16 protein-coding genes are annotated in these 17,703 nt (G+C 33.0%); 9 read left to right on the forward strand and 7 right to left on the reverse strand.

All coding sequences use genetic code 11. The features are described 5' to 3' along the window. Nucleotides 1-17 precede the first annotated feature (17 nt). A complete protein-coding gene (locus tag ED556_RS01200) occupies nucleotides 18-800 on the forward strand; it encodes an amidohydrolase (protein WP_296318711.1) in 783 nt (260 codons plus the stop codon). On the opposite strand, the gene ED556_RS01205 is transcribed toward ED556_RS01200, so the two are convergent. After that, nucleotides 784-2,394 carry an Ig-like domain-containing protein gene (locus ED556_RS01205; protein ID WP_296318712.1) on the reverse strand — a complete coding sequence of 537 codons (1,611 nt, stop codon included), beginning with the start codon at nucleotides 2,392-2,394 and terminating at the stop codon, nucleotides 784-786. The two genes, ED556_RS01200 and ED556_RS01205, sit on opposite strands and share 17 nt — an antisense overlap. A 56-nt stretch (nucleotides 2,395-2,450) precedes the next feature. Beyond that, nucleotides 2,451-3,131 carry a phosphoribosyltransferase family protein gene (locus ED556_RS01210; protein WP_296318713.1) on the reverse strand — a complete coding sequence of 227 codons (681 nt, stop codon included), beginning with the start codon at nucleotides 3,129-3,131 and terminating at the stop codon, nucleotides 2,451-2,453. 120 nt (nucleotides 3,132-3,251) lie between these two features. On the opposite strand from ED556_RS01210, the gene ED556_RS01215 reads away from it, so the two are divergent. Then, nucleotides 3,252-4,796, forward strand: a complete 1,545-nt coding sequence (locus ED556_RS01215; protein ID WP_296318714.1) for a glycine--tRNA ligase — start codon at nucleotides 3,252-3,254, stop codon at nucleotides 4,794-4,796. Between the two features lie 6 nt (nucleotides 4,797-4,802). Here the strand turns inward: ED556_RS01215 and ED556_RS01220 are convergent, their stop codons facing one another. From ED556_RS01220 to ED556_RS01240, 5 genes are all read right to left on the reverse strand, one after another. Beyond that, the gene (locus tag ED556_RS01220; protein WP_296318715.1) at nucleotides 4,803-5,402 is read right to left on the reverse strand and encodes a DUF6705 family protein; all 600 of its coding nucleotides are present in this window, start codon (nucleotides 5,400-5,402) and stop codon (nucleotides 4,803-4,805) included. Continuing rightward, nucleotides 5,403-6,017 (reverse strand): DUF6705 family protein, encoded by a 615-nt coding sequence (locus ED556_RS01225; RefSeq protein WP_296318716.1) that lies wholly within the window; start codon nucleotides 6,015-6,017, stop codon nucleotides 5,403-5,405. After that, nucleotides 6,018-6,632, reverse strand: coding sequence for a DUF6705 family protein (locus ED556_RS01230; protein WP_296318717.1), 615 nt, complete (start codon nucleotides 6,630-6,632; stop codon nucleotides 6,018-6,020). Between the two features lie 12 nt (nucleotides 6,633-6,644). After that, complete coding sequence (locus ED556_RS01235) at nucleotides 6,645-8,162, reverse strand: hypothetical protein (protein WP_296318718.1); 1,518 nt, start codon at nucleotides 8,160-8,162, stop codon at nucleotides 6,645-6,647. Nucleotides 8,163-8,283: 121 nt separating this feature from the next. Then, entirely contained in the window at nucleotides 8,284-11,751 is a 3,468-nt protein-coding gene (locus ED556_RS01240) for a hypothetical protein (protein WP_296318719.1), read from the reverse strand. Between the two features lie 488 nt (nucleotides 11,752-12,239). On the opposite strand from ED556_RS01240, the gene ED556_RS01245 reads away from it, so the two are divergent. The 7 genes from ED556_RS01245 (at nucleotide 12,240) to ED556_RS01270 (ending at nucleotide 17,675) form a co-directional block, all read left to right on the forward strand. Further along, the gene (locus ED556_RS01245) at nucleotides 12,240-12,848 is read left to right on the forward strand and encodes a bacteriocin fulvocin C-related protein (protein WP_296318720.1); all 609 of its coding nucleotides are present in this window, start codon (nucleotides 12,240-12,242) and stop codon (nucleotides 12,846-12,848) included. A 6-nt stretch (nucleotides 12,849-12,854) separates the two neighbouring features. Then, a complete protein-coding gene (locus ED556_RS01250) occupies nucleotides 12,855-13,694 on the forward strand; it encodes a TlpA disulfide reductase family protein (protein ID WP_296318721.1) in 840 nt (279 codons plus the stop codon). Beyond that, complete coding sequence (locus ED556_RS14625; RefSeq protein ID WP_366663734.1) at nucleotides 13,654-14,055, forward strand: DUF1573 domain-containing protein; 402 nt, start codon at nucleotides 13,654-13,656, stop codon at nucleotides 14,053-14,055. The genes ED556_RS01250 and ED556_RS14625 overlap by 41 nt, the downstream gene beginning before the upstream one ends. Before the next feature lie 202 nt (nucleotides 14,056-14,257). Further along, nucleotides 14,258-15,019 (forward strand): exodeoxyribonuclease III, encoded by a 762-nt coding sequence (locus ED556_RS01255; protein WP_296318722.1) that lies wholly within the window; start codon nucleotides 14,258-14,260, stop codon nucleotides 15,017-15,019. A gap of 31 nt (nucleotides 15,020-15,050) precedes the next feature. Continuing rightward, complete coding sequence (locus tag ED556_RS01260) at nucleotides 15,051-16,010, forward strand: OmpA family protein (RefSeq protein ID WP_296318723.1); 960 nt, start codon at nucleotides 15,051-15,053, stop codon at nucleotides 16,008-16,010. Nucleotides 16,011-16,066: 56 nt separating this feature from the next. After that, nucleotides 16,067-16,441: a hypothetical protein gene (locus ED556_RS01265; RefSeq protein ID WP_296318724.1), complete on the forward strand. Its 375-nt coding sequence runs from the start codon at nucleotides 16,067-16,069 to the stop codon at nucleotides 16,439-16,441. A 196-nt stretch (nucleotides 16,442-16,637) separates the two neighbouring features. After that, the gene (locus tag ED556_RS01270; protein ID WP_296318725.1) at nucleotides 16,638-17,675 is read left to right on the forward strand and encodes an aldo/keto reductase; all 1,038 of its coding nucleotides are present in this window, start codon (nucleotides 16,638-16,640) and stop codon (nucleotides 17,673-17,675) included. Nucleotides 17,676-17,703 lie beyond the last annotated feature (28 nt).

The following is a 17,703-nucleotide window of genomic DNA, read 5'->3' on the forward strand; positions in this document are numbered from 1 at the left end:
TTTACTAATTTTAGTTCATGCAAAAAGAACTTAAAATTGCGTTGATTCAATCTGATTTGGATTGGGAAAACCCAAAGCAAAACCGTGAGAATTTCAATGAAAAAATAAATAGTATTTCAAATGAGGTAGATCTCATTGTATTACCAGAGATGTTTACATCAGGGTTTACAATGAATGCTGAGTCTGTAGCAGAATCTGTCGATGGTGAAACAATAACATGGTTAATTAATCTAGCTACTGAAAAACAATCTGCAATAGTAGGAAGCTTGGTTATTAATGAAAATGATAATTATTATAATCGACTCGTTTTTGTGTACCCAACTGGTGAAATTAAAAGCTACAATAAGAAACATACATTTACGCTTGCAGGGGAACATAAGGTATATACAGCAGGAGAAGAGCGTGTTCTCTTGGAGTATAAAGGTTGGAAAATATGTCCGCTAATATGCTACGATTTACGCTTCCCAGTTTGGGCGCGTAATACCGATGATTATGATCTTTTACTATATGTTGCTAACTGGCCAAAACCAAGAATAAATGCTTGGGATGCATTACTAAAAGCTCGTGCAATTGAAAACATGAGTTACTGTATTGGTGTTAACCGTGTAGGTGTTGATGGTACTGGGCATGAATATCCAGGTCACTCCGCTTGCTATGATGTTTTAGGCAAAAAAATAAGTAATCTAGAACCTAATAAAGAGCAAATAGATATTATAACTCTTGAAAAAAGCGCCATCACTAAATACAGGAATACGCTTAATTTTTTAAAGGATAGGGATCGTTTTAATCTTCTAAAGTAAGTGTTTCGTTGTAATCAAAATTTGCTCTTACATCGATAATATCTGGGTGATAGCTTACACGTTCTGGCTTGATTTTCTTTAAGAAATTACCAGAATCGAATCTTTTATTTTTATTAGCATCAAACACCACTCTTATCTGATATTTGCGAGTCTCAATATCTGTAAAGTCTACTACAGGATATTCGTCCGCATATGCTTCGTACTTAACGTTTCCTTGTTCATCAAGCAATTGCACTATATGAGGCAGTTTAGCGTTAATAAGACTTACACGTATATTACCATAATCGGACTTTAGTCGCGTCCTAAAACTGAAGTTTAAAGTATCATTAACTTCGCCATAAAAATCGGTCAAAGCAGATGGTAATAATTGCATTTTATACTGTTCAGATTCCTTTACTTCAAACTTAAACTTGTATCGATTATAAAGTTGATCAAGCTCAAATTCGTAAGGGACTTTTACCGAATCTTTATCAATAAAATTAATTTTTGATGTATCAATTTTTACAAAAGGTGTAGAAGCTTCAAGCTCAAAAGCATCACCAAAGGCTAATGTACCTGACTTTAAAGGGTTAACCTGTAATGAGTCTTTCTCAGCCTTTCTAAACTTATATTTAAATGTATTAGAAAATGAGGTGCTCGTTACTTCAATCAAAGCCGAATCAACTTCAATTTTCGGTTTATACCAGTAGTATAAACTATCGGTAGTTTTGTCCCTTATAATTCTGTATTCAAGATTTTTTATAGAATCTGAGAGCACTTTTATATCAACATCTTCAAGTGTACCTTCAAAAGGAAATTGTATGCGTTGCTCAGCAACTTGGCTTGGTTTTAAAACCTTAAAATCTATAGCTTCTTTAAAAAGGGTGATGTTGTACAGCGAATCAGTAGGTACAGTTACTACACCTTCATAAAATCCTATTTTATCTTGTTTTGGCTGAAATGTGAAGTTACCGTTTTCATCTTTTAATGCTACCAATTTATATTTTCCGGCTTTGATATTATCAATGCTGAAGGTTTTTAAACTATCGAGCGTATTGGTAACATATTTGGGCTTTTCTTTAAACACAATAGAGTCCGTATAAGTACTATCTAGCTCATAAAGCATTACTGAAATAAATGGTTCTGCATTTCGTAATTCAGCATCAAAAACTGCACCTTTTACAGATAGTGAATCTATGGTTTCACCGGTTGAAAAAACATACCTGTAATACTGAAATGGATTGTCTTCATTATTATCTACAATGCTTTGTCCAAAATTAAATGCATAGGTCGTATTTGCCTTTAATGTGTCAAGAATCTTAATCTTTATTTGTCTACTTGCAGAACCTACAGGTGTAATTATTGGCTGATTTTCCATAGGTGGAGAAATAATCAACTGCTTCTGTAAGTCTTTAATTTTTACAAACTCATTGAATGTAATTCTAATCTCATCACTATTAAAATTGGTCGAGTAATTTTTTGGCGACTCACTTATAATCTCTGGTGGTGCTTCGTCTTTTGGTCCGCCAGATGGTCTTCCACGACTAGCACAACCTAAGGCTAGAAATATTAGGACGGCAATTCCAAGAAGTACACGAGCTATTTTTATAGACATTTATTTCAAAAAAGTTTAAGCAAAGTAACAACTTAATTCTATTAATAACGAATAATCTACTCTGCAATTGCCATAGTGGCAAGACTAATTTTTACTCCTGAAATGGATTTTAAAAGCGATGCACATTCTTCAATTGTAGCACCAGTTGTTATAATATCATCTACCAGTAAAATATGTTTTCGTTTTAGATGCTCAATATTACCAAGTTTAAAACGCGCATTTGCTGTGTCACTGCGTGTGAGTCTGTCTTTAAACACTTGGGTTTTAGTTTGCTTGATTTTAACTAATGCGTCTTCTTCATAGTCCACTTGCAATGCTTGTGCAATCCTCATCCCAAACTTTGTAACCTGATTATAACCACGTTCTCTACGTTTGGATTGATGCATCGGAACCGCCACAACAATATCAATACGCTTGTAAGCCTCGATGGTTTTTAATTCGGCTCCTAACCAGTTTCCAAAAAAATCACCGACTTGTTCGTGCCCGCGATACTTAAGATTATGTAGCATTTCTTGTACTAATCCTTTCTTCGAAAAATGAAGTAATGCTGTGCCATTTTCAAGCTTTACACGTCCGTAAAGTATGTTCTTAATGGCGTCGTTATTTTCAAAATGAAAATTTGTTATTGGCAACTCATGCCTACAACTTGTACAAATCACTTTTTCATTATCACTCAATACTGTTCTGCACGCTTCACAAACATGAGGAAAGAATAGGTCAATTAAATTTTGGAACACCTTAATTTATCTAAAATAAATACAGCTAAATAGCCTTCAATTCGAAATCTAATATTTATTTTTGGACACTTTATAACTCAATGCTAACAGAACCGTTAAACGGTTATTTACATTTGTGGTATGGCAAATAATGACGATAAATTTAAGAAGGTAATCTCTCACGCTAAGGAATATGGTTACGTGTTTCAGAGTAGTGAAGTCTATGATGGTTTAAGTGCAGTTTATGATTACGCTCAAAACGGCGTAGAATTAAAGAAAAATATAAGAGACTATTGGTGGCGTGCCATGGTGCAAATGAATGATAATATTGTTGGTATCGATGCTGCTATTTTTATGCACCCAACAACTTGGAAGGCTTCAGGTCACGTTGATGCGTTTAATGACCCATTGATAGATAATAAAGATTCTAAAAAGCGCTATCGCGCTGATGTTCTTATAGAAGATTACTGTGCTAAGATCGAAGCCAAAATTGAAAAGGAAGTTAAAAAAGCCCAAAAACGTTTTGGTGATGCTTTTAATAAAGCCGAATTTGTCTCTACTAATGGCCGTGTATTAGGCTATCAAGAAAAAATTGATACTATTCTATCTCGTATGGGAAAATCTTTAGAGAATGAAGATTTAGCGGATGTAAAAGCGTTGATAGAAGAGCTTGAAATTGCAGATCCATTATCTGGAAGTAAAAACTGGACTGATGTTAAGCAGTTTAATCTTATGTTTGGGACTAAGCTTGGTGCATCTGCAGATACCGCCATGGATTTGTATCTAAGGCCAGAAACTGCACAGGGTATTTTTGTGAATTTTTTAAATGTGCAAAAAACAGGTCGTATGAAAATTCCGTTTGGTATTGCACAAACAGGAAAGGCCTTTAGAAACGAAATCGTAGCGCGTCAATTTATTTTTAGAATGCGTGAGTTTGAACAAATGGAAATGCAATTTTTCATCAAGCCCGGCACCCAAAAAGAATGGTTTGACTATTGGAAAGACGCACGACTTAAATGGCACAAATCACTTGGACTAGGTGAAGATAATTACCGTTTTCATGACCATGAAAAATTAGCGCATTACGCTGATGCGGCAACAGATATTGAGTTTAAGTTCCCGTTTGGATTTAAGGAACTTGAAGGTATACACTCACGTACTGACTTTGACTTAAAACAGCATGAGGAATACTCAGGTAAAAAACTACAGTATTTTGACCACGAGGAAAATACAAACTATACACCTTATGTTTTAGAAACTTCTATTGGTCTTGACCGTATGTTTTTAGCGGTGTTCTCTAATGCGCTTACTGAAGAAGAATTGGATAACAACACTACGCGTACCGTATTAAAACTACCAGCAGTATTAGCACCAGTAAAAGCGGCTATTTTGCCATTAGTACGTAAGGACGACGCTTTAGTGCAATTATCTAAAGACATTATCGAAGACTTAAAATGGGAGTTTAGTGTGGCTTATGACGAAAAGGACGCTGTTGGCCGTCGTTACAGACGTCAAGATGCTAACGGAACACCATTTTGTATTACAGTTGATGGTGAAAGTTTAGAGAATAATACCGTAACCATACGCCATAGAGATACTATGGAGCAACAACGTGTAGCCATCTCTGATTTAAAAGCCATTATTAAAAAAGAGGTCGACGTGAAAGAATGGTTGATGCGGATGTAAATCATCTTAATCTTGTTTTACAAACACATAAAAACCATCTGGTATTGCTAATCTAGAGGTTTCAGATGCTGCCATTGAGCTTTCATCTAATAAACAAACTTCTAGCTTTTCAATGCCATTTTCAATAATATGACGTAAAATAAGACGCCCTTCAGTAAAGCTATCATTTGGGTCTTCTATTTGTACTTCTATTTTTATTTCTTGAGATGTACTATTATCATTACAATATGAAGGTAAGCGTCTTAAATAAGCACCACCATTAATTTTATGATATCGACCGTTGATTGAGGTATTATCAAGGTTAGAAAGTGTATTTATTATTTCAACACCATTTTCTATAAATTGGTATTCACCCACTAATAAATCTCTGAAATAGTTAAAAGGTGTTTGGTACTGTACTTCTTTTTTTAGTCTTAATACAAAAACAGAATTACCATTTTGATATTTCCACTCTCCAATGAATTTATCAAATTCATTACTAGAATCTTTAAGATAATAGTTTTGACTATGCTCAATATTTTGTCCACTACCCATTGGTATGATTATAGATTGCGATTTGCAATTAAAAAGCATACAAAGTGCGATTAAAAAAATAATATGTCTCATCTATTGCTTAATCAAAGTGTACTCTCCAAACGGTATGGAAAAGCCTTGGCATTGCGGTTCTAAACCATAAACATTACCTCTATATGGCCCACTCATAAATAAACAGTCTAATTTTTCAACACCATCTTCTATATAATATCTGAATCTCATTTTTGGATTGGATGGAATATCACATTCGGGTTCTTTATAACTGCACCTTATGATAATATTTCCTGTTTCACAATTAGAACAACTTCTATCCCCAAATTTACTAATTACATCTCCTATCAAATTATATTTATATGGGTCGGCATAATTATTGTTAAGGTTTTCAAGAGTGTTTATTTTTTCTATCCCATTTTCTATATATACATATTCGCCAATAATGGCATCTGTATAATAATTAGTATTACCGTACTGAATATTTTTATTTTCTTTTTTCTGTAAAGTAACGATGAGCGAAGTATTACCATTTTCATATTTCCATGTACCATTAAAATTATTCAAGTCATTATTTAAGTCTTTATAGTAATATCCCGTTGTACCATAATTTTCAGGGTTATGTAGATTTGTTATAGTTTGGGCTTTACAGTTAAAAAACAAACAACATGCAATTAAAACAATTATATGTCTCATCTATTGCTTAATCAAAGTATAATACCCATAAGGTATTGCAAACCCTTGACATTGAGGCTCTAAACCTAATGGATTGCCACGATATGTAGAGCTCATTAGTAAAAAACTTAATTTTTCCATGTTGTTTTCAACATAATATCGCACTATGATTTTTGGAGTTGATGGAATATCACAATCTGGTTGACTAAATTTTCCTTTTATTGTAATATTTCCCGGTTGACAATCTACACAACTTAAGTCTCCATATTTATAGATTACATCAGCTAAAAGATTATAATCATATGGATTGTAGTGATTATTATCAAGGTTTTCAAGTGTATTGATTTTTTCTAGTCCATTTTCTACATACTTATACTCACCGATAATTGCGTCTATATAGTAATTAGTATTATCATATTGTATATTTTTATTTTGTTGTTTTTCGAAAATAATAGTCAAAGAATCATTACCGTTAGTATAAAGCCATGTACCTTCAAAATTGTTCAAATCATTATTCAAATCTTTATAATAATATCCGCTAGTACCATATTTTTGAGGTTTATGTAAATTTGTTACAATTTGAGCCTTACAGTTAAAAAGCATACAAAATGTAACTAAAAAAAATATATATTTCATAATAGTTTATCTTTAGTTATTACAATCGGTTTCTGTTATTATATTAACGAGTGGGTTATAATTCTGTTTTTTCCAACTCGTTAGATTTGTATCTACAGCTCTGTAGATATCAAAGGCATCTAACGGTATTTCTTCTTCTAAATATTCAAACAATTCTTGCAAATAATTTTGTGTGACATTTCCACCATTATTCTCATTAATATCATTATATCTTTGATTCAACTTTTTATTCAATTCTTCTTGTTTAGCACCAAAAGAATTAGTGAATGCCGTTAAACTAAAATAGTTATTTACTTTTAAGACAAAGGTTTCTGGCCCACTATCACCTCTTACTGTTAATGAAAAGAACACTTTACTAAAATCACTATTGGGCTGATTGTTGTATGTAATGGCAGCAACGCCTAAATTGTAAATATCATCCATAGAAAACATAGGGTATACAACTTGTCCACCGTATGATTTGGATGGGTGTGTATGCGACATTCCATAAATCTCATTACCAAATTGTGGTTTTACATGCAGCGGGTCTCCATCAAACAAAGGTAATTCCACAGGGTTTTGACCTTCTGTAAATTTATATCCAAATTCCCTTTGTACAGTTTGGTCATTGACTTTATTTTTTAAATCATCAAAAGATTGTTTTATAGGCAGCGTATTCCCTAAAACAGATAATTCCTCACAGTTTTTTTCATCAACAGATAGTTCATTCACTGGTCTACATCCATCATCTCCTGTTGTAATACCAATACTACCATCATTTTCACAAGGTTCAGATGTGTTTGGGTTAGTAACCACGTCGTCATCATCTATTGTGCTTCCTCCGCCACCACCACTAGGACCAGCATCTATGTTTGGGTCTTCTGGTACATCTATACATACTGCACCACACGATTGGTAGGAGTAAGCCCCCAAAGAGCCTCCATGATAAATACAAGACGTATCTCCGGGCTGATGCTCAGCGCCTCCAGGATCTTGGCATGGTACATTAATAGTCTCACAGACTCTATAACAACTACTTCTATTTGAGATTAAATCTATAAAACCATCTCCATTTATTTCACTTATGATAAATTCAGTAGTTTCTGGGACTTCGCCACCATTATGTATGTTAACATACGCTTCTGCTGTGACATCATATTGTACAAGATAACTATCATAGTCTAATGTTTCATTATTGTAATGCAATATGACATTTTCAATATAATATTCAGGGTTAGGACTTATTAATGTAAATGTATAAGTATGTGTTTCAGAGTACGTCATTTCAATAATTGCATCTGTTTCAACATAACTCGTATCAACCTCGGTTGTTCTGCTGAGTATAGTATTTGTTTTCTTTAATCCTAAGGCTTCAATTTTTAAATCTACAGCATTCATATTTGGTATTTCAGAAAGAGATACCACTCTACTTTTCACTATCCTCTCTGTAGCTATTATATTATTGTCATCGTCTTTCTGACAACTTTTAAGGGTTAATAACATACTTACTACTAGGCATAAGACCCTAGAATTTTTCAAATTAAAACTCATATTTTTCAGCTTTAATTTGTAAAATAGTGTAAACCCTTTGAATGAAAATGCCCTATTGCTTTATCGGTAGATACTATTTGTTTAACGGTTACAATTTTGGGCTTTTTAAGGATTTTAAGGCTTAAAAATAAGCCTTCAATTGCACCGTTCCCGTATGTATGGTACGCGATGTTTCTGTTTTTCGGCCAAAGTAGTTAAGGTTTAAATCTAAAAACTTGGTTAATTTTTTCTGAGCGATAAGGCTCCACGTAAAATTTCTGCCGGGTTGCAATCCTTCTAAAATTTGGAAGCCTACAGGTGTATTGGCATTACCTGTGTAATCATTCTGAAAATAATTAAACTCACCGGTTAAGGCTATTTTTTGAGCATTGTTATATGTGAAAGAAAACCCGTAATTATTCTGCATTAACGTCTCATTATCTCCAATTGTATTTTCCTTATTTGTGTATTGGTAAAAGACATCGAATTGTGCATTTTCGTTAAAAATATAAGACAATTTGGGTTGAAACTGTACCTCGTCTATTTCAAAATTACGTGTCGGAAAACTCTCGTTGGTACTCTCATTAGTACCAAAACTACCATCGGTAGTTATCAGCCAACTTTTGGCAAACTTATGGTTAAAATTAAATTGATGACTTCGTAACCTGTTTTGCTGCGCGCCAATAGATAATAAGCTTTGATTTTTGTTGGTTAAAAAAGTGTATGAGGTTGTATATCGCTGTTTTCCGCGATTGTAGAACAGCACATTTCTAAAACTAAAATTTAACCCTAAACGATTGGGGTCATTGTCATTAGTACTACTTAAGGCTTCAAATGGGTTAAGGTTAAAATCACTACCATCTCGTCGCAATTTATTATCTGCTAAAAATGAGGTTTGATTATAAAAATGCGACCAAAATTTCTTCGATTTATCCTCTGAAACATTCCACTGCTGTGGATTAAAGGTTACGGTTTGGCTAAACCTGTTTTGATGTGTTTGTACAAATACCTGATTTGGTAATAGCACACGGATGTAATTGCCCTGATCTGCAAATTGCGCCGTTTCAAACTCACCTAATTCTTGAACTCCGTTGTTGTTATAATCTATCCACGTAAAATTACCTTGACCTGCTTCGACCTCAACAAACGTAAAGTCTTGCTGTGGTAATGTCCCAGAATTAGTTTCATAGCTTGTATTTAAAATAAGGATATTATTAAATAAGCGTTGGCTATAATTTAACCTACTGTTTAAAGATTGTTCGTCTTGTGATAAATCGTCTTCGGCCTTTAACGTTCTATAGTTAATAAACAGTTGAAGGTTGGATGTTTTATTTTGTATTAACCTTGACTTTAAATAATACGTATTCGATGTATTTACACGTTCTACGGAACCTGTACTGAGCGGCGTCGAAGTATTGTTTCTTAAACTATCATTACGTCTGTGAATAGCACCCAATTCTACAAACACTTTTGTGCTATCTCCTACACCTACAAATGCTTCATAAGAGGTGAATTTTTGACTTAAAGCTGTTAGGTTTCCGGTGGCTTTTTCAGTTTGCTCGTTATCCTCTAAAGCTATTTTTGCACCGGCCCATTTATTCTTTTTACCATAAACTACACGATTAAAAGATCTTGTAAATTTTGAAGTGTTTACTGTAGCATCACTTTGCAAAGTGCTCGATTGCGAAAAAATAGTGAAGTTGCCTAACCTAAGGTTAGCAATTAAATTATGGCGATTACCATTAAAAGCCTCACTGTAATTTAAATGTTCAAAATTATAAGCTATTCTTCCTTTTTTATGGTGAAATACTTGTAGTCCGGAGTTTACCAAAAATTGAGTTCCTAAACTTACATTTCCTTGACTAGCATTAGAATTATCTAAGTTCCAATCTCTTGCAAATTCTGGTCTGTACAAACGTTGTACGGTTCTAAAATTATCTTGCAAATAATCCACATCTGCAAGTGCAGATAAATTCCAGGTGCTGTCTTTTTTTATAAGTTTTTGGTTAATTTTTAATTTACCAGCAAAACCATCATTATCATCGTCATCTATACTTGAAAATAAGTTGAGGTCGTTTTTACTACCAGCGAGCTCAAAAAACACATCTGTTTTTTCTGTTGGATTATAGGTGCCATTTAATGTTGCTATTTGTAATCGCTCAGGCGCAATGAGTTGAATTATGGGTTCAAAGTTTCCTTGTGGCACACCATTTACTGGTGCTACATACTCGTAAATATTAGCTATGGTATTGTCATTACTTAATACATAATTGCCCTGATTATCACCAACCAAAGTAAACCGCACATTAAAAAGCTGGTCGTTTGGATCATTAGAGAAGACAAATATTTCTTCTGTACCAACAAGCTCTCTTCGGTATAAGATTCTATTTTCTGAGAATTCTTCTTCAACTGCTGAAGGTGCGGTCATTAAACTTCTATCATCTCCAGCATTAGATAAAACATCGACTTGGTCCGAGGTTAAATTCTGCTGTAGCGGTTGATTTTTAGCATCACTTTCTGAATATACCGATAAATTTAGTTTCAACTTATCGGTTTCATATTGTCCGCCTCCATAGACCGTAAATCTAGAAAAATTACGGTCTGTAAACTGATAATCGACAGTAATACGCATTTCGGAAGTAATCGGAAATGTAGAATTAAATATAATCTCACCAGCATTATAGTCAATAATGTAATCTTTATTTTCACCGCGTTGTAACGGTACGCCATTAACATAAACCGTTTCACTACCAGAAACGACCAATACAAATAATTCCCCATTAGGCCCTCGTAATTTGTATGGTCCTTGATTACCTTCTTGAGCTGTAAATACGCTTGTGGTAAATTGCCCACGAACTAAGGCGCCAGATGCAAAAACGGTTGTTTTCTCACTCAAATTAGCCGATACTAAAAGGCCTTGCACACGTTTACTAAACCCATTGAAGTAGCTTCTGGTATTTCCTAAATCGATATCTCCGGCACGTATGCGCCAATCTTTACTGAAAATTTCTATAAAAATTTGATCGAATTCATCGAGGCGTTGCGAGAACCCGCTTTCTTGTAACGGAATGTTAGCATCTTGTATAGAAGCTCTTAACGACACTTTCTCACTGAGTTTACCAGAAATCTGGAGATCTAACTCACTGTTTAAAACAGAATTTTGATTGTTACCAATAGTGACACCTCTAGAAATACTTCCTGATGTTGTTAAACCATCAAAAGGTGTGAAATTAGTTTTGCGTCTCGTATTCTGAATCTGAAATAGACGTTGTCTTGCGGCTGTGTTTTTAACAATAATATTATCATCTAGTTGTTTGTAGGTCTTAGTGATGAACTTTGGATACCGAAGGTATTCAACAATAATACTATCGGTTTCTAATTGAGATTTAAACTTCAACAATGATTTTGCAAAATCTATGCTGTACAAGCTTGTATCAATAAGCACATTCTGTTTTGTTTTAACTCTAAATGTACTTGGATTAATACTAAAAGAGTCTATCTGAATCGAATCTCTAACCTTTAATTTTTTTGTGCGATAATTACTAGTCTTATCCTGTCCTAAAACAGCAAAAGAAAATAGTAAGCAAAAAAAAGTAATGGTTATTCGCATATAGAACAGTAACGCCTTTATTTAAGACATATTTCACAATTAAATGCATTGTAAAAGTACAGTATTATTTATTGTAGTTATTTGTAATAAGTGCAACCCTTAAACATTTCTTCAATAGAAAAATCAAAATAATCTGAGATTTTACAAAAAGTAGAGAAACAAATATCTCTGTTAGCTTGTTCTATTTTTCCAAAGTGAATCTGTGGCTTAAAACCTCTTTTTGTCTTTGCAGATATCGGACTATTTCACTGTATCATAGCCGTTGAGTACTTAATGTATGGAGCTATAGGTTGCTAATCGTAATGTAGAAAATAATTACCCCGATACTTTATGAAATGACCCATGCCAAATCTTGAATAATAACCACTTATACACTTTTACTACCATCTGTTACATTAAGGTAGGAAGATTAATCTGTTTTCTTTTTCTTACAAAAAAAGTCAAGATGACTTTTGCATTTAAATTCTAATAAATCAATACAAATAACTATGAGGAAATTATTTTTATTATCACTGGCCAGCTTATTATTATCTTTTTCATGTGAAACATCAAGTACAGAAGAAATGAATGACTTAAATATTGATTTAAGTAAAGTCGAAAACTTGAGGGTTATGAAGCATAATGAACAAAGAATTGCTTATCGTCTTTTAAATAAGGATGAAAAATTCAAATTATGGGATGACAGATTATCATCATTAATAGCTTTGCCTAGTACAACTGAAATTCAAAAAAAATCAATAATAAATCTTTCAAAAATTTTAGAAACAGAGTTTTTTAGCTCTAACAATGAAAAAGGTGTTTCTATTAATGAAGAAATAAAAGGCTGGATAATTGAAAATGAATCAAAATTCTCCAGAGAAAAATTCATATTGTATTTTACTACATTAAATGAAGTTCAATCGGATAATGGCGCCAGGGATGATTTAGTGTTAGATCCTGGAGAAGATATAGAAGACTGTGAATGTAATGAACTAGAAGATTATTGTATAGGAATTAGTTTTGAATGTCATAAAACAAAATGTGATGATTCATATAAAGGATGTGGTTTTCTATGGAATTCATCATGTAATGGTGAATGCGAACATAAAGACGCTTAATAAATTTTGAACAAGAAAAATAGTTATTTAGTTTCTATAATAGTAATAACTACACTTATATCAATATTGAGTGGAGCTATTAACTGGATGTTTCAAGTTACAATTACTTTGATTCTATTCTTTTTGTCTTCAATACTTATAAAAAAGACCTTTAGTAAAGGAATAACTATAAAATTAATTGCATTAGTAACCCCTTTTGTTGTGCTTTATGGTTACGGCATTATTTCCTCAATGCAACCATTAAACATGAAGCTAAGAGTAGTCCCTGTTTTAATAGCTCCAATATTAGGGTTGACTTTCAGTTTTTTAAGTAACTACAATCTTAAAAACTTTATAATTTATGGGCTTTTTAGTTCTATTATTGGATATCTATTCATGCCTAATTGGATTGAATATGTTACTGATTCAGAAAATCCAATAAATAAAGAATTTCCAAAACTATCAATTTTAGACATAGACGATAAACCATTCAAATTCCCTAAGAACAAAACAATAATTATGGATTTATGGTCTTCTAACTGTGGAGTTTGTATTAAAAAATTTCCTGAATTTGAAAACTTAAAAAATAAATATAAAGAAAATGAAAAAATTGAATTTTATTCTTTAAACCTTCCGTTAAAAAAAGACAGTTTAAAAAATGTCAAAAGAATTGTGAGAAATTATCAATTTACTTCTCTTTTTGCTCAAAACATAGATGCCTGGAAAAAGCTAAATAATTCAACTGTCCCTAAAATACTTATTATTAACGCATCAAATAAAATAGTTTACAAAGGAAATTTAAATGATAAATGGTATCTCCTCTATAATGACATCAACAAACTTATTAAAAAGAATACTAAGAATTAATATTTATATTTTTTCAATTTTATATGCAATTACAAGTTGTAATTCTATAGATAAATACGTTTCGACAATTAAAATTAATAAAGACATAAATCTTGGAATTATTAACATAAATGACACAGTAGAAAAAACGTTATTCATAAAAAATATGAGTAGTGTAAAATTAAAGATAAACTCAATTGCTTCAAGCTGTGAATGCACTTTAATTTCATTTGATAATTCTTTAATTAAAAAAAACGATTCAGCATATATTAGGTTTCAATACATCCCAGAAAGTAGAGGGAAATTTACAAAACAAATAATCATTGATGCAAATACTAAAGACCCTTTTACTTCAATCAATTTGACTGGTGAAGTATATTAACAATTCTTTATTTTCCTTTTGCTGAATGTGTCTTGAGACATATTTCACAATTAAATGCATTGTAAAAGTACAGTATTATTTATTTTTGAGCTATTGTCTGTTCGAGCGCAGTCAAGAACTAAAATTATTTTCATTAATAGGTTTCGACTGCGCTCAACCTGACATCTATTTTTCACTTAAATTATTGAATTAATTCTTAAACATGAAAATAGCATCATACAACGTTAATGGTATAAGAGCTGCCTTAAAAAAAGGATTTATAGATTGGTTAAAAGCTACCAATCCAGATGTGATATGCCTTCAAGAAATTAAAGCGCAAGAAGACCAACTAGATTTAGACCTGTTTGCTGAAGCTGGCTATAGCTACAATTACTGGTTTAGTGCTCAAAAAAAAGGTTATAGTGGTGTCGCAATTTTATGCAAAACAGAACCTAATCATGTAGAGTTTGGTACGGGTATAGCATCTATGGATTTTGAAGGCAGAAACCTTAGAGTTGATTATGACGATGTTTCTATAATGAGTCTGTATTTACCATCTGGAACTAACGATGCTCGACTGAGTTTTAAGTTTAATTATATGGATGAATTTCAAGACTATATTAATGAGTTACGTAAAACGGTTCCAAAACTTGTAATCTGTGGTGATTATAATATTTGCCATGAAGAAATAGATATACACAATCCAAAAATGAAAGGTGTATCGGGCTTTTTACCAGAAGAACGCGAGTGGCTCGGTAATTTTATTAATAGTGGATTAATAGATTCATTCCGATATTTAAACCCTGATTCTCAAGAATATACATGGTGGAGTTACAGAGCCAATGCTAGAGCCAATAATAAAGGTTGGCGATTAGATTATGCGATGGCAACTTTACCTTTACAAGAAAATTTAAAACGAAGCGTTATACTCTCTCAAGCAGTGCATAGTGACCATTGTCCTATACTGTTAGAATTAGAATTTTAAAATCATCAATTCATACCCAAATACAGAACCCATGTTAAAAAAAACAACTCTTTTAGTCTTAAGTTTAGTGCTATTTTCATCGTGTGTATCAAAAAAAATTTACACTGATTTAGAAGATAAATATGCAAATCTTAAAAAAGAACACCGTCAACTATCTGATGAAAATCAAAATTTATCTGATGCAAAAACGAAACTCGAAAATGATTTAGATAGACTTCAGAAAGCTTATGACGACGCCGTTAAAGACAGAGACCAATTAACCACAGAACTTGCAGCTACAAAAAGCAACTTAGATAACCTTAAGGCATCGTATAAAGCGTTAGAAGAGCAAAGTTCAGCATCTATTGCTGCAAACTCTAAAAAGAATAGAGAATTGCTTGCACAACTTGAAGCCAAAGAACAAGCTTTAGCCGCAGAAAGTGATCGCCTAAATAAATTGCAAAGCGAGTTAGATAGTCGCTCAAAACGTGTTGCCGAATTAGAAAATGTTATTGCTTCAAAAGATGCCGCAATGTCTCAATTAAAAAATGCTATTTCTAAAGCACTAACTAATTTTGAAGGTAAAGGACTTACTGTAGAACAACGTGATGGTAAGGTATATGTATCTATGGAAAACAAATTGCTATTTAATTCAGGCAGTTGGTCAGTAGGAAGCGAAGGTCGTAAAGCTGTAGAACAGTTAGGAACTGTTTTAGCAGATAATCCTGATATTGCTATTTTAATTGAAGGCCATACCGATAATGTACCATACAAAGGTAATGCACAACTAAGCGGCAACTGGGATTTATCTACAAAGCGCGCAACTGCAATCGTGAATATTTTAAGAGAAAATACAAGTATCAATCCTGAAAGTTTAACAGCTGCTGGGCGAGGTGAATATGCGCCTATTGCCAGTAACGAAACGACCGAAGGTAAAGCTAAAAATAGACGTATCGAGGTAATACTCTCACCAAAATTAGATGAAATTTCTAAGCTTTTGAATGATATTTAAAGCATTTGAGCCTATTCAAAATATATAAAATCAAAAGTCCAAATTTCTGGTATGCATTGAGTATAGTGTTGTATATAATCTCATTAACTCAAAACTGTTTATTTATTGAAAATGAAGAACAATCATATTACGGATTTTCGCTTCTAATTTTTGGATTTTACGCTGTTTTTGATTCTGGGTTCTCATGGTTAGCCAATATACTTATAGTTTTATCTTGGGGATTGAGGCATAAAAAATATTCGATTTATATAAGCTTATTAGCGTTAGTCTTAGCTATTTCATTCTTGTTCTGTAAGGAAATAGTTATGGGTACAAATAATACATATGGTACAATTACTGGTTACGATGTAGGATACTATTTGTGGGCATTAAGTTTTCTGGCTATGTTAATTGCCGGAATCCTAAAACATAGAACTCAGAATAGCGATTAATTAAAATTTGGAAACTTAACATAGATTTAGACCTTTTGGGTTTTACAAACCTAAACCATCTTCTTATTTTTGTTATGAGTATGATGGATTGATGCATTTCAATTATCATAGTTGAACTGTCACCTCGAGCGCAGTCGAGAGGTCTTAAAATTTGTTTAACCATTAAAATAGATTCCTGCCTTCGCAGGAAATGAATATGAAGTACACCAACCTACCACACACAGATATTAAAGTCAGTAAAATTTGTTTAGGCACCATGACGTGGGGCAACCAAAACACGCAAGATGAAGGTTTTGCACAAATGGATTTAGCACTGGATAAAGGCGTTAATTTCTTTGATGTTGCAGAGTTATATCCGGTACCAGCAACTGCTGAAACCTATGCTGAAACCGAACGTATTATTGGTAATTGGTTTACAAAAACTGGCAATAGAGACAAGGTAGTTTTGGCTACAAAAATTGCTGGCCCAGGAGATTATACAGCACATATTCGTACTACCGGGTTTAGTAAAGCGGCACTTAATGAAGCAGTAGATAATAGTCTTAAACGCTTACAAACAGATTATATAGATTTATACCAACTGCACTGGCCAGAGCGAGAAACTTTACTTTTTGGAACAAGAGATTATGTTCATAATCCTAATGATCCTTGGCAAGATAATTTTAACGAAATACTGCATAATCTCGATGAGATTATAAAATCTGGAAAGGTAAGGCATGTTGGTATTTCTAACGAAGGTGCTTGGGGAACCATGCGTTATCTAGAAGAAGCTAAATACAATGACTTACCTCGAATGATTACAATACAAAATGCATATTCCTTATTGTGTAGACCATTTGAGGGTGCATTGGCTGAAATTGCGCATCGTGAAGATATTGGTCTACTGGCTTATTCACCTATGGCTTTTGGTGTATTGTCTGGTAAATACATTAAAGGCACAGCTGCTGATAATGCTAGGCTAAAACTATTCCCTCGTTTTGCGAGATATAGTGGTCCACAAGCCACTGAAGCCACAAAACGTTATCTTAAAATTGCAGAAGACAATGGTCTAAGTTTAGCACAAATGGCATTAGCTTTTGTGAATAACAGACCGTTTTTAACGAGTAATATTATTGGCGCTACAAACCTTGAGCAACTCGAAGAAAATATTGACAGTATAAACATTACGTTAGGCGACGATGTCATGAAAGCTATTGAAGCAGTGCATGCTGAAATACCAAACCCTGCGCCTTAAGGATATATTTAGCTTACCATCGTGTTAC

Origin of the sequence: Winogradskyella sp., assembly GCF_003712105.1 — a bacterium.
Lineage (GTDB): Bacteria > Bacteroidota > Bacteroidia > Flavobacteriales > Flavobacteriaceae > Winogradskyella.